Genomic DNA, 18279 nt, shown 5'->3' with positions numbered 1-18279 from the left:
AACGGCCATCAACATCGAATACATGAAAGCCAGCATCCGTGCCAGGGTGGAGCACCCGTTTCGCATCATCAAGCGGCAGTTCGGCTTCGTGAAAGCCAGATACAAGGGGCTGCTGAAAAACGATAACCAACTGGCGATGTTATTCACCCTGGCCAACCTGTTTCGGGTGGACCAAATGATACGTCAGAGGGAGAGATCTCAGTAAAAACCTGAAATAACGCCAGAAATGGTGGAAAAAATAGCCTAAATAGGCTGATTCGATGTGTTTGCGGGAAAAAAATCGGCCCAGATCCGCGAAATTTTAATCAGCGAGTCAGCTTGGGAAGAAATGACCTGCTTATTCGCACCTTCCTTAGAACAATTTGTGAAAACTTATGCTTAAATCATTGTAACGCGACCAAATTGTTTCAGAGAAAAAACACTGTTAATAACCCGCGCCGAACTGTATTAAAATGCACCAACTATTAAATAGTGTTATGCACCAAAATAATGAAATTTTTATGACTCTGCATCAAAAGAAGGCAAGCAAAACGTTTCGATAAAAATAAAACATTCCTGCACGCGTTTACATACAGAATATATGCACTACGTTATCGCTTCGCTTATAAGGATAAATATTCACCAACTTTCAGTACCCTGAAAGAATGATTAACTGGCGCTAAATTATCTAGCGCGTCAGTTAACTCCCGCACAGGTTCATCGAGGGCTTCATCTGCCAGTTCAAACACGCCCCAGTGAATGGGAAACGCCAGAGGACAACCCAGCTGCTGCCACAATGCCACCGCAGATTGCGGATCCATATGATGGACAGCCATGAACCATCGTGGGGCATAGGCACCTATTGGTAACGCGGCAGCATCGATATGGCCAAGGCGTTCAGGTATCAATAGCAGTTCAGGCGAATACCCCGTATCTCCGCTGAACCAGAAACGATGATGTCGACCTTCCATAACCCAGCCGCACCATAATGAGCGATTGCGGTTCCATGGCGTGCGCATACTCCAGTGCTGTGCCGGTACGGCGGTCAGCGTCATCCCCTGCCAGGTGAAGCTCTGCCACCAGTCGAGCTCAACCACGCGTTTTGCCCCCCGGCGGCGAAACCAGTCGGCCAGGCCCAGCGGAACAAAAAAACTGACCTCGGGGAAGCGCTTGAGAATACGGCGAATGGTCGCGTCATCAAGATGATCGTAATGATTATGGGAGATGACGACCGCATCAAGCTGATTGAGTTGACAGACTGACAGCGCGGGAGGCGTTTTGCGCTGGGGTCCCAGGAAAGGGAGTGGAGAAGCGCGCTGTGAAAAAACCGGATCGGTAAGGATGATATTGCAGTCCAGCTGCAGCATTACGCTCGCGTGTCCCAGCCACCATACCCCATCTTCATGAGGTTGCGTAAGCTCAACCGGTTGCCACCACTGTTGGATAAAGTCTTCATAGCCCAGCGCGGGTGGCTTCGGTAAACCGGCCTCTTTACGCGCTTTGCGCCAACGGTCAAGATCGCCGGGTTGATGTCCGACAGGATCGGTATTACGAAAACCGTTCGGGGTGTGATGTTTCAGGGAGGGGTCATACCAGGGATTTTTCCAAACCACAGCCACCTCCCAGCATAAAAAGATTAACGCTCAGCCACCAGGCGGATAAAGTCGTCTTCGTCTTTGCTTTCTTCAGCGACCGCGTCTTTCGGCGCGTCTTTCTCTTCCGGTTCGTTAGCCTCACACAGACGGCGTAGCAGCGCATTCTGACGTTTTTGCTGATCGAGCAGCGCTTCCAGCAGTTCAATCTGCTCGTTAGTACGGGAGCTGGCGCGGTTCACAAAAAACCAAATGACCAGGCCCACAAGCAGAACAACCAAAGAAATCATCAGGGATGCCATATTCAGCAGCCCTGAATTCAGTAACTCACCCATTTCACCACCTCAATAAAAACGTCTATTTTACCACTGGCGCGAAGGAAGGAAATCACCTTGAGAAAAAATGCGTATTACCACGGAATAAACTTATTGATTGCGCAAACGCCGCTAAAAAACTGTACATCCTGATCGCACATCACATTGATCGTCTGCGTCCATAACACCACGCACGCTATCAGCACGATAATCAGAATTACCCAGCGTATTTTTTTCACTCCACACTCCGTCTAAAAACCTGATGTAACGAGGTTAACACGCTTATCTTAAACAAGGGCTAACTGTACCGCCATCGCACTTTTTTCAGAATCCTGCACTTGTTTCATCGTGTAAACCATTTACGCTAGCTTTATGATAACAACGACAAAAGAGGTTAATGATGCGCTTCATTATTCGAACAATTATTGCACTGGCTATCGTCTGGATTGGCCTTCTGCTCACGGGTTATGGCGTGCTTGTTGGAAGCACCGAAAACGCAGCCGGGTTAGGGATTCAATGTAAATATTTAACGGCACAGGGCGTGAGCACTGCGCAATATTTGCATACTGACAGCGGGATCGTTGGCTTGACCAACTGTCCGGTCCTGCGAAAGACATCCGTCGTGATTGATAATGGCTAATCAGCCGGTGACATGACTGATATAAAAAACGCCGCAACAGATGCGGCGTTTTTTTATGCGATCAGAGATTAAAACGGGTAGTCGTGATAACCCATTTGTTCAGAAATCTTACGTGCGGCAGTGTGCAGAATAGCCACATACTCATGCAGGCGCTCTTCGGAGAAGCGTAAGGTTGGGAAGGAGATACTTAAGCCCGCGATTACTACGCCAAAGCGGTCAAACACCGGAACGCCGATGCAGCGCAGCCCTTCTTCCTGCTCTTCGTTATCTTCGCCATACCCCTGCTCGCGTACGCGATCGAGCACCGTTAACAGCGCGTCTGTGCTGGTAATGGTTCGCGAGGTACTTTGCTTGTATTCCACGCCTTCGAGGATCTGTTTCACTTCCTCACGATCGCGCCAGGCCAGCAGAACCTTACCAATCGCGGTGCTGTAGAGCGGGTTGCGACGACCAATGCGCGAGTACATGCGCAAATTGTACATGGAGTCGATTTTATGGATGTAAACAATGCTGTCTTCATCCAGCGCACCGAGATGGATGGTCTCTTTGGTCAGGCGAGAGATTTCACGCATCTGGATATCAGCGCTGCGGATCAGGTCAACATTTTGCAGCGCACGAGCGCCCAGCTCAAACAGCTTGAGCGTCAGAGAGTATTTTTCAGATTCGCCTTCCTGGGCAACGTAGCCCAGCGACTTCATGGTTTGTAAAAAGCGATATACGGTGCTTTTAGACATCATCACGCGCTGCGACAACTCTGTAATACCTATTTCACGCTCATCCCCCAGCGCCTGTAAGATGCCAAACACCTTCAGCACGGAAGAAACAGAATCTGGCTGTTTATCCAAATCCGCAATAGCCATTTACCACCTCATAGAGAGTGTTTTATAAAAATCAGAACCGGTTTTTATTATAAGTTCCCGTCATGTCACCTGCAATCAATCCGCGTTTACTTCGTTACAAATCTGCGACATATCGCGGCTGTAACAATGCTAAAATAGTTATCCTGAGAATAATTTCACGCTGAGCTTTTTTAATCCTAATGGAAAAGACCCTTTCCGATGGCCTGCCTTTACCCCAGCGGTATGGCGCTATAGCGACCATCATTATCGGTATCTCAATGGCCGTCCTTGACGGCGCAATCGCGAACGTTGCCCTGCCAACCATCGCCAGCGACCTGCATGCCTCTCCCGCCAGTTCGATATGGATCGTTAACGCATATCAGATTGCGATTGTGGTTTCCCTGCTCTCGTTCTCTTTCCTGGGCGATATGTTCGGTTACCGTCGGGTGTATCAGTGCGGTCTGGTGGTTTTCACCTTCACGTCCTTGCTATGCGCCCTTTCAGATTCGCTGCATACCCTGACGCTTGCCCGCATCGCGCAGGGTTTTGGCGGCGCGGCGCTCATGAGCGTAAACACGGCGTTGATCCGCTTAATTTATCCCCAGCGTCATCTGGGGCGCGGCATGGGGATAAACTCGTTTATTGTCGCCGTCTCTTCCGCCGCCGGGCCGACTATTGCGGCGGCGATCCTTTCCGTTGCGTCATGGCAATGGCTGTTTGCTATTAACGTGCCGCTGGGCATTGTCGCTATATTCTTTGCCCTGCGCTTTCTTCCCGCTAACGGCCCTAAAAGCACCATGCCGCGCTTCGATGTGGCGAGTGCAGTGATGAATGCCCTGACCTTTGGCCTGCTGATTACGGCGCTGAGCGGCTTTGCGCAGGGACAGTCTCTGATGCTTACCGCCGCGGAGCTCATCGCCCTGCTGGCGATCGGCTTCTTCTTTGTTCGCCGCCAGCTCACTCTCCCCGTGCCTTTACTGCCGGTGGATCTGCTGCGTATTCCCCTCTTTTCCCTCTCCATTTGCACGTCTGTCTGCTCGTTCTGCGCCCAAATGCTGGCTCTGGTTTCTCTGCCCTTCTTTCTGCAGAGCGTGATCGGCCGTTCAGAAGTGGAGACCGGCCTGCTGTTAACCCCCTGGCCACTAGCGACCATGGTGATGGCGCCGCTGGCAGGTTACTTAATTGAACGCGTCCATGCCGGTTTACTGGGAGCATTGGGGCTTGCGGTGATGGCGACAGGCCTATTCGCGCTGGCTCTGCTACCGTCATCGCCAACCGATCTGGACATCATCTGGCGCATGATCCTGTGCGGCGCTGGGTTTGGCCTGTTCCAGTCCCCTAACAATCACACCATCATCACCTCCGCGCCGCGCCATCGCAGCGGTGGTGCCAGCGGCATGCTGGGGAGCGCGCGCCTTCTGGGACAAAGCAGCGGCGCAGCCCTGGTCGCCCTGATGTTTAACCTCGCCGGGCAAAACGGCAACCATGTTGCGCTTCTCACCGCGGGAGCCCTTGCCTCGCTCGCGGCGGTCGTCAGCGGCCTGCGCGTGACCCAGCCCAGGGTTCAGGCATAAAAAAAGCCGGGCTGAGTGTTCTCCTGCCCGGCTTATTAGAGTTCTTAGCGTTACTTCAGATATTCCCCACTGCGCAGCGCTTCGATACGTTTATCCAGCGGCGGGTGAGACATAAACAGCTCGCTCAGCGATTTGGATTTACCGTTAATGCAGAAGGCCATCATGCTATTCGCTTCCTGCGGCTCGTAGCTGGTTTTCAGACGCTGCAGCGCGGCAATCATCTTCTCACGACCAACCAGCTTCGCCGAGCCGGCATCCGCGTGGAATTCACGGTGGCGGGAGAACCACATGGTGATGATGCTGGCCAGAATACCGAATACCAGTTCCAGAACCATCGAAACGGCGAAGTAGATCAGCGGGTTGCCGTTGCTCTCTTCACCTTCATCACGGTTTCCGCCCATAAAGCCTGCCGCGATCTGCGCCAGAATACGGGAGATGAAGATCACGAAGGTGTTCACCACGCCCTGAATCAGGGTCATGGTCACCATGTCACCGTTGGCGATATGGCTGATTTCGTGGGCAATAACCGCTTCGGCTTCGTCACGGCTCATGTTCTGCAGCAATCCGGTGCTGACGGCAACCAGTGACGCATCGCGACGGGCGCCCGTGGCGAAAGCGTTGATGTCCGGGGCATGGTAAATCGCCACCTGCGGCATGGCGATCCCGGCCTGACGGGATTGCTGAGCCACCGTGTTCATCAGCCACTGTTCCATATCGTTACGCGGCTGTTCAATAACCTCACCACCCACCGATTTCAGTGCCATCCACTTCGACATCAGCAGGGAGATGAACGAGCCACCAAAACCAAACAGCAGCGCCATAATCAACAGACCCTGAACGCTGCTCGACTGAATTCCTGTCAGGCTTAGCACGAGCCCGAAAACCACCATGACCGCCAGGTTGGTGAGCAGGAAGAGCGCGATTCGCATCATAATTTTCTTTTTACCTCAGTTTAACAAAACGCACTATGCGATTACCCACATCGTATGGGTATTGCGGCTATTTTCAAGCATCCGGCGGGCGTAAGTCACCAGAAAGACACAACTTTACACAATTGGAAATCTGACTGACGGAAGGATGCAGAACAAAAAGAAACAGGCACAATTTCTTGTGCCTGTTGGGAGGTTATTTTGCCGGAGCGGGCTGTACGGCTGGTTTCTCTTTTTCCTGATTCGCCAGGTCGAGAGCGATATGCACCGTCTCGTCCAGATACGGATCCGGCTCCTGGTAATCTTTTGGCAGATCGTCCAGTTTCTTGAGCAGAGGCTTGCCTTCGCGCTTGAAGCGATCGTTGATACGCGCCAGGCGGGTTGCATCATCCTCGTTGTTCTCTTTCTCACGCTGTGCATAGTTCAGAGAAACGATATTCCGCTTATCTTTCAGGGCATTGAATCGTGCAATGTCCTTCATGATGTACTGGAACTCCGGATCTTTCGCGATGCGGTCGTTATGCGCTTTCAGCAGTTCTGGGCCAAATTGCGTCATATCACCCGCTTTCACGTAGGTCGCGGCATTGATGCTGTCCCACGGCAAGGCGTTATCTTCAAACTTCTCGCCGGTTTCCGTCTCTTCCGTGCCTGTCGGCATCATGATGTCCGGCGTTACGCCCTTACGCTGCGTACTGCCGCCGTTCACGCGGTAGAATTTCTGAATGGTGTACTGAACCGAGCCCAGCGCAGGCCATTCCGGACGCAGCATCTGATCGTAAATACGATTCAGAGAGCGATACTGCTGTACGGTACCTTTCCCGAAGGTTGGCTCACCGACAATCAGCGCGCGACCATAGTCCTGCATTGCAGCGGCAAAGATTTCAGACGCGGAAGCACTGAAGCGGTCAACCAGTACCACCAGCGGGCCTTTGTAGTAGACCACACCGTCGTTGTCTGCATCTTCACGCACTTTACCGTTGTTATCGCGCACCTGAACCACAGGGCCAGATGGAATGAACAGACCGGAGAGTGAAACCGCTTCTGTCAGCGCCCCGCCGCCGTTACTGCGCAGGTCGATGATAATGCTGCTGACGTTCTGCTTCTCAAGCTTCTGCAGCTGAACTTTCACATCGTCAGTCAGCCCTACGTAGAAGCCAGGAATATCCAGGACACCGACCTTCTCTTTACCCACGGTTTTCACCGACATTTTCACCGCGCGGTCTTCCAGACGGATACGCTCGCGGGTCAGGGTAACGATACGGGTTTTAGTGCCTTTACCGGCAGGCAGAATTTCCAGACGAACCTTGCTGCCTTTCGGACCTTTGATCAGCGCAACCACGTCATCGAGACGCCAGCCGATCACGTCGACCATGTTCTGGCCTGTTTGTCCTACACCCACAATGCGATCGCCTACGCTAATCGCTTTGCTTTTGGATGCCGGGCCACCCGCGACCATGGAATTGATCACCGTGTAATCATCGTCCATCTGCAGCACCGCGCCGATACCTTCCAGAGACAGGCTCATCTCGGTATTGAACTGTTCGGTGTTGCGTGGAGAGAGATAGTTGGTGTGCGGATCAATTTCGTGCGCAAAGGCGGTCATCGCGAGTGAGAAAACATCCTCACTGTTGGTCTGCGCCAGACGACGAATGGCGAATTTGTAACGACGCGTCAGCGTATCACGGATCTCTTTTTCGTCTTTGCCGGTCAGCTTAAGGCTCAGTTCGTCGTATTTAACTTTACCGTCCCACAGCGCATTCAACTCGGCTTCATCTTTCGGCCAGGGTGCTTTACTGCGATCCAGGTTAAAGGTGTCAGTGCCGGTGAAGTCCATCGGACGTTCCAGCACTTTCAGCGCGTACTGATAGCGTTCAAAGCGGCGCTTTTGCGACAGGTTGTAGAGATCGTAAAACAGATCCAGCTTGCCTGAACGCAACTCATCACCCACCTCGGATTTGCGCTTAGCGAACTGCTCGACATCGCTGGCGAGCAAAACGTTATGGCTGTAATCCAGCAAGTTCAGATAGCGGTCAAAGATTTTGGCCGAAAAGGCCTGATCGAGATCGAACTGACGATAGTGCGAGCGGGTAAAACGTGAGGTCACGCGCTCGCTCACCGTCGCATGTTGCGTCTCTTCCTTGAGTACCGGAATTTGATCAACACGCGTGATATCGTCCACTGCAAAAGCGTGACCTGTTATGGCAAACAGGCCCGCCAGCGCGGTGAGCTTAAAAAAAGTGTTCATGCCAGGCTTGGCCTCCGTTTCAGAACAACAAGTGTTCTGCGCGTACAATCATTGACATACCAGAAGTCAGCTGTACACGAACGCCATCTTTGGTGATTTCCAGTACGGTGGCGTCCATAGCATTGTTACCCGCTTTTACCTTCAGTGCCTGACCTACGCTCAGGGCGTTAATGTCAGAAACCGGCGTATGGCGCGGCTCTTCACGAGGGGCACGCGGGGCTTTTGCTGCTGGTTTGTCTGCACGCGGTTTGCGATCGTTATTATCGTGACGGCGCGGCGCAGGGCGTGGTTTACGCTCACGACGAGGCGCTTCTTCCTGGCCGTTTGCCGCTGCGGCTTCGCGTTTTTTCGCCTGCTGTTCTGCACGTTGTGCCTGAACGCGTGCTTTGGCTTCTTCAAGCTGCTTGCGCGCGTGCTCAACGTGCTGCTCGTCCAGCTCACCGCAAGGGTTGCCGTCGAGGTCCACGCGGGTCGCGCCTGGTTTGATACCGTACAGGTAACGCCAGCTCGAAGTATAAAGACGTAAGGCGGAACGCAGCTGAGTTTTGCTGAGGTTCATTTCCCCTTCAACACGCGCCACCAGATCCTGAAAAATACCGACTTTCAGGGGACGAGCTTCACCTTCCGCGCTGAAGCACTGCGGGAAACGCTCGGCCAGAAATGCGATAACTTCTTTACTGCTATTCAACTTAGGTTGATTTTCCATGAAATTTCCTGATTACAACGGACGTTGCCAACAAGCGCAGGCATGAACAGGCGTCATTATAATGACGCTATCAGTAAATGCTACGTTATCCGTTGATTATCCTGCGACGCTCGCAAAGAATTTTTGATAATCGGTTGCAGCGAGTACGTTTTCCAGATTCGCCACCAGCTCGCGTAGCCCCTGTTCGTCCTCGGTTGTAAAGCGACTGAAGACCGTACTGTCGATATCCAGAACGCCAATAATCTGATTTTTTACCACCAGCGGCAGAACGATTTCAGAATTACTGGCAGCATCACAGGCAATATGCCCGTCAAACGCATGAACATCTTCCACACGCTGGACCTGATTTTCGGCCACCGCCGTGCCGCATACGCCACGCCCTACCGGAATACGCACGCAGGCCAGTTTGCCCTGGAACGGGCCGAGCACCAGCGTTTCACCTTCCAGGAGGTAAAAGCCGGCCCAGTTCACGTCAGAGAGACGTTCAAACAGCAATGCGCTAGTATTTGCCAGAGTAGCTAAGAAGCTGGTCTCACCCGCCATCAATGCCTTAAAATCGCGGTTCAGATCCGCGTAGAATTCTGTTTTGTTCATTATTCAATCACTTAGTTGTCTTACAAATTTACCGCATAGCCTATTAAAATAAGCATTAAATGCGCTCATGCTCAAGATGAATCCGTTCATGAGTTATTATAACTTTCAACAATACTTATTTGTGCGCAGCTGATGGCCTTAAAAACAACCAAAATTACGCCGACAAGAAAGATAACTGTCCATACGGTAAGCGAAGCTTTGCCACGTGCACATTATCAGCGTTGCCCCCAGTGCGATACGCTTTTTATGTTGCCGAAGATGAAATCGCACCAAAGTGCCTTTTGTCCCCGCTGCGACGCCAAAATTCGCGATGGCCGCGACTGGTCGCTCACCCGCCTCGCCGCCATGGCCGTCACCATGCTGCTGCTGATGCCCTTCGCCTGGAGCGAACCGCTGCTGAAACTCTACCTGCTTGGCGTGCGCATTGACGCCAACGTGCTGCAGGGTATCTGGCAGATGACCCGTCAGGGGGATCCCATCACCGCTGCAATGGTGCTGTTCTGTACCGTTGGCGCGCCGCTGGTGCTGGTCGCCGCCATTGCCTATCTGTGGTTTGGCAATATTCTCGGCATGAACCTTCGGCCGGTACTGCTGATGCTGGATAAGCTCAAAGAGTGGGTGATGCTGGATATTTATCTGGTGGGCGTGGGCGTTGCGTCAATAAAGGTACAGGACTACGCCTTTTTGCAGCCCGGCATCGGACTCTTTGCTTTCATCAGCCTGGTATTGCTGAGCATACTGACGCTTATCCACCTGAACGTTGAACAGCTCTGGGAGCGATTTTACCCTCAGCGCCCCGCCACGCGTCCTGATGAAAATCTGCGCGTCTGTCTGGGATGTCACTATACCGGCTTGCCCGACGCGCGTGGTCGCTGCCCGCGGTGCCACATTCCGTTGAGGCTGCGGCGCAACAACAGCCTGCAAAAATGCTGGGCCGCGCTGATCGCCTCCCTGGTGTTTCTGATCCCAGCCAATATGTTGCCGATTTCCATCATTTACGTGAATGGCGGGCGTCAGGAGGATACTATCCTCTCCGGGATTATCTCCCTTGCGCACAGCAACGTCGGGGTGGCGGCGATCGTCTTCATTGCCAGTATCCTGGTTCCCTTTACCAAAGTGGTGGTGATGTTTACCCTGCTCATCAGCATTCACTTTAAATGTGAACAAGGCTTACGGACCCGCATTCTGCTGCTGCGGTTCGTCACCTGGATTGGCCGCTGGTCAATGTTAGATCTGTTCGTGATTTCACTGATGATGTCGCTCATCAATCGCGACCAGCTACTTGCTTTTACAATGGGACCCGCGGCTTTTTATTTCGGCTCTGCGGTGATATTGACTATTCTTGCTGTGGAATGGCTGGATAGCCGCTTACTTTGGGATGCACATGAGTCAGGAAACCCCCGCTTCGCCGACTGAAGCGAGAATTAAAACAAAACGCCGCATTTCGCCATTCTGGTTGCTGCCCGTCATCGCCCTGATGATTGCAGGCTGGCTTATCTGGACGAGCTATGAAGATCGCGGGAGTACCGTCACTATTGATTTCCAGACCGCAGACGGCATCGTCGCCGGGCGAACGCCCGTTCGCTTCCAGGGGGTTGAAGTGGGTACGGTTCAGGATATCTCCCTTGGAAAAGGGCTGAACAAGATTCAGGTGCGGGTCAGTATTAAATCTGACATGCAGGATGCCCTGCGCAGCGAAACGCAGTTCTGGCTGGTGACGCCAAAAGCGTCTCTGGCCGGCGTGTCCGGGCTGGATGCGCTAGTGGGCGGTAACTATATCGGCATGATGCCGGGTAAAGGTGAGCCGCAGGATCACTTTGTTGCCCTGGATACACAGCCCAAGTACCGCCTCAACAACGGCGATTTAATGATCCATCTGCAGGCGCCGGATCTCGGTTCTCTGAACAGCGGTTCGCTGGTCTATTTCCGCAAAATCCCGGTTGGCCGCGTGTACGATTACGCGATCAACCCGAATAAACAGGGCGTCACCATCGACGTGCTGATCGAGCGTCGCTTCACCAATCTGGTGAAAAAAGGCAGCCGCTTCTGGAACGTCTCCGGCGTGGATGCGGACGTCAGCCTGAGCGGTGCGAAAGTGAAGCTGGAAAGTCTGGCCGCGCTGGTGAATGGTGCCATTGCCTTTGACTCCCCGGAAAACTCAAGCCCTGCCACCGCTGATGACTCATTTGGATTGTACGCTGACCTGGCGCACAGCCAGCGCGGCGTGCTCGTTAAACTCGCCCTGCCCGATGCTAAGGGGCTAAAAGCGGGTTCGACGCCGCTGATGTATCAGGGGTTGCAGGTTGGTCAGCTCACCAAAATGACGCTCAACCCGGGCGGCTCGGTCACCGGCGAAATGACTGTCGATCCGAGCGTGGTCGATCTCCTGCGCGAGAAAACGCGTATCGAAATGCGCAGTCCAAAGCTCTCTCTGAACGATGCCAGCCTCAGCACGCTGTTGACCGGCAATACGTTTGAGCTCATCCCCGGCGAAGGTAAACCCAGCAATAGCTTCGTGATTGCCCCGGCGGATAAATCCCTGCTGCAAAAGCCGGGCGTAGTGACCGTCACCCTGAATGCGCCAGAAAGTTACGGAATCGAAGCCGGTCAGCCGTTAATTTTACACGGCGTGCAGGTCGGTCAGGTGCTGGAGCGTAAGCTCTCCGCGAATGGCGTGACCTTCTCGGTCGCCATCGATCCGCAGTACAGCGACCTGGTGCACGGTGACAGCAAATTCGTGGTGAACAGTCGCGTCGATGTGAAGGTGGGACTGGACGGCGTGGAGTTCCTCGGCGCCAGCGCCAGCGAATGGGTTAACGGCGGCATCCGCATTCTGCCCGGCGATAAAGGCCCCGTTCGCGACAGCTATCCGCTGTATGCCAACCTGGAGAAAGCGGTTGAAAACAGCCTGAGCGATCTCCCTACCACCACGCTGACGCTAAGCGCCGAGACGCTGCCGGACGTACAGGCGGGCTCCGTGGTGCTCTACCGCAAGTTTGAGGTCGGGGAAGTTATCACCGTTCGCCCGCGTGCGGATGCGTTTGATATCGAACTGCATATCAAGCCGGAGTACCGCAAGCTGCTGACGCCAAACAGCGTCTTCTGGGCCGAGGGCGGCGCGAAAGTTCAGCTTAACGGTAACGGGCTGACCGTGCAGGCCTCCCCGCTCTCACGCGCGCTGCGCGGAGCGATTAGCTTCGATAACCTCAGCGGCGCGGGCGCGAATCTGCGTAAAGGCGATAAGCGTATTCTCTTCCCGTCCGAAACCGCCGCACGCGCCGTGGGTGGACAGATTACCCTGCACGCGTTTGATGCCGGCAAGCTGGCGGAAGGTATGCCAATTCGCTATCTCGGCATTGATATCGGGCAGATCCAGAAGCTGACGCTGATTACCTCGCGCAACGAGGTGCAGGCCACCGCCGTGCTGTACCCGGAATATGTGCAGACCTTCGCCCGCACGGGTTCGCGCTTCTCGGTGGTGACGCCGCAGATCTCGGCCGCGGGCGTTGAGCATCTCGACACCATTTTGCAGCCGTACATCAACGTTGAGCCGGGCCAGGGCAATGCCCGTCGTGATTTCGAGCTTCAGGAAGCCACGATCACCGACTCGCGCTACCTTGGCGGCCTGAGCATCGTGGTGGAAGTGCCGGAAGCGGGCTCGCTCAGCATCGGCACCCCGGTACTGTTCCGCGGCATTGAGGTGGGTACGGTCACGGGCCTGACGCTCGGTACGCTCTCCGACCGCGTGATGGTGGCGTTACGCATCAGCGAACGCTACCAGCACCTGGTACGCAATAACTCGGTATTCTGGCTGGCGTCCGGCTATTCACTGGACTTTGGCCTGACGGGTGGCGTGGTGAAAACCGGCACCTTCAACCAGTTCATTCGCGGCGGTATCGCGTTTGCCACGCCGCCGGGCACGCCGCTGGCACCGAAAGCGCAGCCGGGTAAACACTTCCTGCTGCTCGAAAGCGAACCGAAAGAGTGGCGTGAATGGGGAACCGCCCTGCCGCGTTAATCTGCAAGGCTCCGGTGTCAACGCACCGGAGCCTTTATGTTACACTGCGCACCTGAACTTTTCCCTGTGGTGTGCCCGTGGCTCAAAACTCCGTATTTCTTCCTGAACAATTCCTGGCGCAGATGCGCGAGGCGCTTCCCTCTCACCTGTCGTTAGACGATTTTATCGCCGCCTGCCAGCGTCCGTTACGCCGAAGTATTCGCGTCAACACGCTGAAAATCAGCGTCGATGATTTTCTGGCGCTGGTCTCGCCGTACGGCTGGCAGCTTACGCCGGTCCCGTGGTGCGCCGAGGGTTTCTGGATCGAACGCGATGACGAAGCCTCGCTGCCGCTGGGCAGTACCGCTGAACATCTGAGCGGTCTGTTCTATATTCAGGAAGCCAGCTCGATGCTGCCGGTGGCCGCCCTGTTCGCCGATGGCAATGCGCCTGAACGCGTGATGGATGTTGCCGCAGCGCCCGGCTCAAAAACCACGCAAATTGCCGCCCGGATGGGTAACCACGGGGCGATACTCGCCAACGAGTTTTCCGCCAGCCGCGTGAAGGTGTTGCATGCCAACATCAGCCGCTGCGGTATTCATAATGTTGCCCTGACGCACTTCGACGGACGCGTGTTTGGCGCCGCCTTACCGGAAGCCTTCGATGCCATTCTGCTGGACGCCCCCTGCTCCGGCGAAGGAGTGGTGCGTAAAGATCCCGATGCGTTAAAAAACTGGTCCGTGGAGAGCAACCTTGAGATCGCCGCCACGCAGCGCGAGCTGATCGAGAGCGCATTTCACGCGTTGCGCCCCGGCGGCACGCTGGTCTATTCAACGTGCACCTTAAACCGCGATGAAAACGAAGACGTCTGCCTGTGGCTGAAAGCGAACTACCCGGATGCCTTGGAGTTTCTGCCGCTTAACGACCTGTTTGCCTCGGCACAGGAGGCGGTCACGCCGGAGGGTTTCCTCCACGTGTTCCCGCAGATTTACGACTGCGAAGGGTTCTTTGTGGCGCGTCTGCGTAAAACGCAGGCCGTTGAGCCCCTGCCCGCGCCTAAATTTAAGGTCGGCAACTTCCCGTTTGCTCCCCTTAAAGGTCGCAATGCAGCACAGCTTGAAGCCGCCGCCAAAAAGGTTGGGCTGGTCTGGGATGAGAGTCTGCACCCCTGGATGCGTGATAAAGAGATATGGCTGTTCCCGGCACAGATCGAGCCGCTCATCGGAAAGGTCCGTTTTTCGCGAATCGGGATCCGCCTGGCGGAAGTGCATAACAAAGGCTATCGCTGGCAGCATGAGGCCGTTATCGCCCTTGCCGGATGCGAGAATACCTTTGCCCTGACGCATCAGGAAGCCGAAGAGTGGTACCGTGGTCGCGATGTCTATCCGGACAGCACGCCGTCAGGCGATGAAGTGATCGTAACGTATCAGGGATATCCGCTGGGGCTGGCAAAAAAAGTCGGCTCAAGACTGAAAAACAGCTATCCACGCGAGCTGGTTCGGGATGGCCGTCTGTTTACCGGTAACGATCGCACAGCCTGAAAAAAAGCGCATTTTTTTACTGGCGATTTTGCTCTCCTTGTCTACGATCAAAAATGGGTGATCGTACTGGTCATACCAGATTTTGACAACCGACCCGGAGAGCACTATGACGAAAACCAGCGTGCGTATTGGCGCTTTTGAGATCGACGACGCAGAGCTGCGCGGCGAAGCACAAGGCGATCGAACGTTAAGTATTCCCTGCAAATCCGACCCGGATTTGTGCATGCAGCTCGATGCATGGGATGCAGACACCAGCGTCCCGGCAATACTTGATGGCGAACATTCTGTCCTTTACCGTGAGCATTACGATAGTAAAACCGATGCCTGGGTCATGCGTCTTGCCTGACCTAAAGAGAACCCGCCCGAAGGCGGGTTATTTATTACTGCAGCTGCGCCAGCGTGAAGTAACCGTCGAACACAGCCCCCGTATCAATGTAGTGAAGATTATTAAAATTGTATCTTCTGTCGAGGGGCGTATGCCCAAACCAGAAATGATCCGCGCCGCTGATGCCCTCTCCTTTGCCCACCATAAATCCCATCAGCCTGTCGCGGTTCCATAAGACGCGCTGGGCGCTAACCGGTTTTTGCCAACAGTATTCCGCGGCCGGATAATCCGCATGGGCAATCACATTCAGACCGTTCGCACAGGTTATCTCAATGATATGCGGTAAATCGCGACAGGCGTCGAGCAACGACAGGGCAAGCTGTTGCTGGTCGCGTTCAAGATGCGAAAACCATATTCCACCATTCATCGTCCAGAGAGAAAAATCGTTATTATCCAGACTGTCGAGAGCCATTTGCTCATGGTTTCCACGCACGGCACGAAACCATTTTTCATGAATTAACTGCAGGCATTTAACGCTATCAGGGCCACGATCGATCACATCCCCGACTGAAATAAGTAAATCCTCATATGGGTTAAAATGACGGCGTTTAAGCTCATCCATAAGCCACTGGTAACAACCGTGTATATCGCTGACAACCCAGACGTGACGCCACATCCCACCTTCAATTCGCTGATACATAGGACCTCCTTTAAACAGTATAGCCGCCGCAGAAAAGGCAACAGACAGGCGCGGTCATCACGAAGTCAAACAAACGGTAAACCAAACAGAAATAAAGATCCTCGCGCTATTAATCCCTTTTTATTGGCTCTTTAGAATAAGGGTATAAAAAAAGAGGGGTCTTCACGTGTCTAATACGCACCTGCATAACGATGTTTTTTATCCGCATCGCACAAATATTATTTCCGAGCTGGTGAACGGCAAACGCGTGCCGGGTCCGATCTGGCGCAAACGCGAATATCGTCTGAAGTTCCTTTTACGCTCGCTTCTGTTCTGGTCCTCCACCCATCGCATGCTGGAAGCCCTTTCGGGTCGCGACGATTTCGACAGGCTGCTGGCCTCTCAAATTACGTTGCCCAGTAAGACCCACCGACAATATCTGATGCGCGGCCTGACGGCTAACGATCGCGCCGACGCTATCGTCAACCATTACTACTGGATTGATAGCCTGAAAGAGAGCGGTCTCGCTCAGGCCCTGACGAGCCAGCAGGAGCAAACCGTTGTGCAGTTCCATGCTAAAGACGGCGTAACCTATAGGGTCAATGCTTCCTCTGCGGGAAAAGCCGAGCGCGAAGGAGAAAGCACGCTGTGGCTACACGACAACGAGGATACGCTGCTGGCCAGCCTGACCTTTAGCGTCGCGCGCAGCAACGGTCAACATGTCATGGTCATTGGCGGGCTTCAGGGGCCCCGTCGCTGCGTATCGCGAGACGTCATTAAACAGGCCACCCGCGCCTGTCACGGCCTGTTCCCTAAGCGCGTGTTGATGGAAGTTCTTTTTCAGCTGGCTGCGCAGTCATCTGTCCGGGCGATTTTTGCCGTCAGCGACGAGGGGCACGTTTTCCGCGCGTTGCGATATCGCCTGAGCAAAGGCCGCCATTTCCACGCCAGCTACGATGAATTTTGGGCATCTCTGGACGGTAAAAAGCTTTCGGCCTTCTGCTGGCAGCTGCCGCGGCAGATGGAGCGTAAATCGCTTGAAGAGATTGCCAGTAAAAAACGTGCCGAATATCGCCGTCGCTTTGAGCTGCTCGATGAAATAGAGGTATCCGTTAAGTCCCATTTTTAAGCCTGGCTGGCGCCTTCGCCCACTGCATAGCGGATGCATTCTGTTTAAAAGAGGAATGATAAAGCAGTGCACTCTTGCGCAGGGCGAGTGCGCTCAGTTAGCATTGCGCGAAATGATACCGGCGAATGAGTTGGGAAAAGCGCACTGTGGGCGCATAAAATGAGGGACTTCGGTAATGATCTATGACTGCTTCTTATATTACGATGAAGATATGCTTCTCGAAATCAGACTGAACACGCTCGCGGACGTTGTCGATCGCTTCGTTATCGTTGAGTCAACGCATACCTTTACCGGTAAAAAGAGGCAGCTGCATTTTGACATTAATAAATACAGTCAGTTTAAAGATAAAATTATCTACATTGTGCATGATAAAGAACCGATTACGATAGCCGCCGAAGAATCTCATCCAGCCCGAGAAGTGATTCCGGGTCTGCCAGAGGGTATGGTGGTGGATGCGTGGGCAAATGAAGCCGCGCAGAGGAATGCCATCATGCAGGGTTTGACGCATGCCAACGATGATGATTTGATTTTAGTTTCCGATGTCGATGAGATATTTTCACCCCAGGTGGTAGCATCGATAAACCCCAAAAAGCTCTGCACTACTATTTATCAGAATTTCTATAACTATCAGTTCAACCTGCAGGTTTTTAATACTGACAACACGCCAAGAAAATGCAAATTACCGAGAGCCACACAATATAAAAATCTCGTTAGTTTCTTTGGCGGCGAACCTGAATCATTCAGGAATCTTAAACGCACCCGAAGCGTTAAAAACTGGTCCTGGCTAAAGTGGAACTGGTTCAAGATTAACAACAGCATCATTGAAAATGGTGGCTGGCATTTCTCTTGGGTAATGACACCCGAGCGCATCTCAGAAAAAATGTCGACCATATCCCATACAGAATACGATCTTCCTGAGTTTAACAACCCGGAACACATCATGAAGGTCATTAAAAACGCGGAAGATATCTGGGGGCGCGACAGGACATTAATCAAGCAAGAGCTAACGGTTGAAAACTTCCCGGAGTACATTGTCCGCCACAAAGACAAATTCAGCACGTTCATTATTTAACCTAGGGCTGCCCTTTTGCTCCCCAGAAGGCGTTTGCTCAGCGGTCGCTCGGCCACAAAATTTTAACAAAGATCCCAAAAAACCCTGGACGCACGCGGTCCTGAGTATGTTATGGTTTAGAGAG

Annotated in this window: 18 protein-coding genes and 1 pseudogene; 10 read left to right on the top strand and 9 right to left on the bottom strand. The window is 53.6% G+C overall.

The window, feature by feature from the left end:
- Together ACMWLG_RS05675 and ACMWLG_RS05670 are read left to right on the top strand one after the other, a co-directional pair.
- Positions 1–205 (top strand): transposase (locus ACMWLG_RS05675; RefSeq protein ID WP_414762956.1); only part of this gene is annotated, 205 nt, incomplete at its 5' end.
- Positions 142–360, top strand: a pseudogene (locus tag ACMWLG_RS05670) (hypothetical protein); the annotation flags it as partial. The gene ACMWLG_RS05675 and the pseudogene ACMWLG_RS05670, both read left to right, overlap by 64 nt.
- A 242-nt stretch (positions 361–602) precedes the next feature.
- Here ACMWLG_RS05670 and ACMWLG_RS05665 read toward each other — a convergent pair.
- The 3 genes from ACMWLG_RS05665 to mgrB all read right to left on the bottom strand — a co-directional run bounded on the left by ACMWLG_RS05665 (position 603) and on the right by mgrB (position 2124).
- Positions 603–1592: an MBL fold metallo-hydrolase gene (locus ACMWLG_RS05665; protein WP_045404382.1), complete on the bottom strand. Its 990-nt coding sequence runs from the start codon at positions 1590–1592 to the stop codon at positions 603–605.
- 23 nt (positions 1593–1615) lie between these two features.
- Positions 1616–1906, bottom strand: coding sequence for a YebO family protein (locus ACMWLG_RS05660; RefSeq protein WP_023312206.1), 291 nt, complete (start codon positions 1904–1906; stop codon positions 1616–1618).
- Positions 1907–1980: 74 nt separating this feature from the next.
- Positions 1981–2124, bottom strand: coding sequence for a PhoP/PhoQ regulator MgrB (mgrB, locus tag ACMWLG_RS05655; protein WP_006175995.1), 144 nt, complete (start codon positions 2122–2124; stop codon positions 1981–1983).
- A 161-nt stretch (positions 2125–2285) separates the two neighbouring features.
- On the opposite strand from mgrB, the gene ACMWLG_RS05650 reads away from it, so the two are divergent.
- On the top strand, positions 2286–2525 hold the full coding sequence (locus ACMWLG_RS05650) for a YobH family protein (RefSeq protein ID WP_023312207.1): 240 nt from the start codon (positions 2286–2288) through the stop codon (positions 2523–2525).
- 68 nt (positions 2526–2593) lie between these two features.
- On the opposite strand, the gene kdgR is transcribed toward ACMWLG_RS05650, so the two are convergent.
- Positions 2594–3385: a DNA-binding transcriptional regulator KdgR gene (kdgR, locus tag ACMWLG_RS05645; protein WP_045405207.1), complete on the bottom strand. Its 792-nt coding sequence runs from the start codon at positions 3383–3385 to the stop codon at positions 2594–2596.
- Positions 3386–3564: 179 nt separating this feature from the next.
- Here kdgR and ACMWLG_RS05640 point away from each other — a divergent pair, with 179 nt between their 5' ends.
- Complete coding sequence (locus ACMWLG_RS05640) at positions 3565–4938, top strand: MFS transporter (RefSeq protein WP_045620335.1); 1374 nt, start codon at positions 3565–3567, stop codon at positions 4936–4938.
- A gap of 50 nt (positions 4939–4988) precedes the next feature.
- On the opposite strand, the gene htpX is transcribed toward ACMWLG_RS05640, so the two are convergent.
- The 4 genes from htpX to ACMWLG_RS05620 form a co-directional block, all read right to left on the bottom strand.
- The gene (htpX, locus tag ACMWLG_RS05635; protein ID WP_014884290.1) at positions 4989–5870 is read right to left on the bottom strand and encodes a protease HtpX; all 882 of its coding nucleotides are present in this window, start codon (positions 5868–5870) and stop codon (positions 4989–4991) included.
- A 193-nt stretch (positions 5871–6063) separates the two neighbouring features.
- The gene (gene prc / locus ACMWLG_RS05630) at positions 6064–8112 is read right to left on the bottom strand and encodes a carboxy terminal-processing peptidase (RefSeq protein WP_029741991.1); all 2049 of its coding nucleotides are present in this window, start codon (positions 8110–8112) and stop codon (positions 6064–6066) included.
- A gap of 19 nt (positions 8113–8131) precedes the next feature.
- Positions 8132–8818 (bottom strand): RNA chaperone ProQ, encoded by a 687-nt coding sequence (gene proQ, locus ACMWLG_RS05625; RefSeq protein ID WP_014884292.1) that lies wholly within the window; start codon positions 8816–8818, stop codon positions 8132–8134.
- A gap of 96 nt (positions 8819–8914) precedes the next feature.
- Entirely contained in the window at positions 8915–9412 is a 498-nt protein-coding gene (locus ACMWLG_RS05620; protein ID WP_008500476.1) for a GAF domain-containing protein, read from the bottom strand.
- A 132-nt stretch (positions 9413–9544) separates the two neighbouring features.
- On the opposite strand from ACMWLG_RS05620, the gene yebS reads away from it, so the two are divergent.
- From yebS to ACMWLG_RS05600, 4 genes are all read left to right on the top strand, one after another.
- Positions 9545–10828, top strand: a complete 1284-nt coding sequence (gene yebS / locus ACMWLG_RS05615; protein ID WP_023312213.1) for a membrane integrity lipid transport subunit YebS — start codon at positions 9545–9547, stop codon at positions 10826–10828.
- Entirely contained in the window at positions 10797–13430 is a 2634-nt protein-coding gene (locus ACMWLG_RS05610; protein ID WP_045355985.1) for a PqiB family protein, read from the top strand. Before yebS ends, ACMWLG_RS05610 begins: the two co-directional genes overlap by 32 nt.
- A gap of 77 nt (positions 13431–13507) precedes the next feature.
- A complete protein-coding gene (rsmF, locus tag ACMWLG_RS05605; protein ID WP_045405212.1) occupies positions 13508–14950 on the top strand; it encodes a 16S rRNA (cytosine(1407)-C(5))-methyltransferase RsmF in 1443 nt (480 codons plus the stop codon).
- A gap of 106 nt (positions 14951–15056) precedes the next feature.
- Positions 15057–15296 (top strand): YebV family protein, encoded by a 240-nt coding sequence (locus ACMWLG_RS05600; RefSeq protein ID WP_008500472.1) that lies wholly within the window; start codon positions 15057–15059, stop codon positions 15294–15296.
- 34 nt (positions 15297–15330) lie between these two features.
- Here the strand turns inward: ACMWLG_RS05600 and pphA are convergent, their stop codons facing one another.
- A complete protein-coding gene (gene pphA, locus ACMWLG_RS05595; protein ID WP_045405214.1) occupies positions 15331–15975 on the bottom strand; it encodes a protein-serine/threonine phosphatase in 645 nt (214 codons plus the stop codon).
- 166 nt (positions 15976–16141) lie between these two features.
- On the opposite strand from pphA, the gene ACMWLG_RS05590 reads away from it, so the two are divergent.
- On the top strand, positions 16142–17083 hold the full coding sequence (locus tag ACMWLG_RS05590; protein WP_045405217.1) for a VirK/YbjX family protein: 942 nt from the start codon (positions 16142–16144) through the stop codon (positions 17081–17083).
- 175 nt (positions 17084–17258) lie between these two features.
- Complete coding sequence (locus tag ACMWLG_RS05585) at positions 17259–18155, top strand: benzoate transporter (RefSeq protein ID WP_045405219.1); 897 nt, start codon at positions 17259–17261, stop codon at positions 18153–18155.
- The last annotated feature ends 124 nt before the right edge of the window (positions 18156–18279 follow it).

This window comes from Enterobacter sp. 01-M-02-SI-ECC (genome assembly GCF_047530595.1).
Lineage (GTDB): Bacteria > Pseudomonadota > Gammaproteobacteria > Enterobacterales > Enterobacteriaceae > Enterobacter > Enterobacter cloacae_M.
This window is presented reverse-complemented; position numbering and strand designations above follow the sequence as displayed.

Excerpts from the sequence above, each read along its gene's own strand:
- ACMWLG_RS05620 (WP_008500476.1), bottom strand. The coding sequence starts at position 9,412 with ATGAACAAAACAGAATTCTACGCGGATCTGAACCGCGATTTTAAGGCA.
- ACMWLG_RS05610 (WP_045355985.1), top strand. The coding sequence starts at position 10,797 with ATGAGTCAGGAAACCCCCGCTTCGCCGACTGAAGCGAGAATTAAAACA.
- kdgR (WP_045405207.1), bottom strand. The coding sequence starts at position 3,385 with ATGGCTATTGCGGATTTGGATAAACAGCCAGATTCTGTTTCTTCCGTG.
- htpX (WP_014884290.1), bottom strand. The coding sequence starts at position 5,870 with ATGATGCGAATCGCGCTCTTCCTGCTCACCAACCTGGCGGTCATGGTG.
- proQ (WP_014884292.1), bottom strand. The coding sequence starts at position 8,818 with ATGGAAAATCAACCTAAGTTGAATAGCAGTAAAGAAGTTATCGCATTT.
- ACMWLG_RS05650 (WP_023312207.1), top strand. The coding sequence starts at position 2,286 with ATGCGCTTCATTATTCGAACAATTATTGCACTGGCTATCGTCTGGATT.
- ACMWLG_RS05660 (WP_023312206.1), bottom strand. The coding sequence starts at position 1,906 with ATGGGTGAGTTACTGAATTCAGGGCTGCTGAATATGGCATCCCTGATG.
- ACMWLG_RS05640 (WP_045620335.1), top strand. The coding sequence starts at position 3,565 with ATGGAAAAGACCCTTTCCGATGGCCTGCCTTTACCCCAGCGGTATGGC.
- ACMWLG_RS05585 (WP_045405219.1), top strand. The coding sequence starts at position 17,259 with ATGATCTATGACTGCTTCTTATATTACGATGAAGATATGCTTCTCGAA.
- ACMWLG_RS05600 (WP_008500472.1), top strand. The coding sequence starts at position 15,057 with ATGACGAAAACCAGCGTGCGTATTGGCGCTTTTGAGATCGACGACGCA.
- pphA (WP_045405214.1), bottom strand. The coding sequence starts at position 15,975 with ATGTATCAGCGAATTGAAGGTGGGATGTGGCGTCACGTCTGGGTTGTC.
- prc (WP_029741991.1), bottom strand. The coding sequence starts at position 8,112 with ATGAACACTTTTTTTAAGCTCACCGCGCTGGCGGGCCTGTTTGCCATA.
- yebS (WP_023312213.1), top strand. The coding sequence starts at position 9,545 with ATGGCCTTAAAAACAACCAAAATTACGCCGACAAGAAAGATAACTGTC.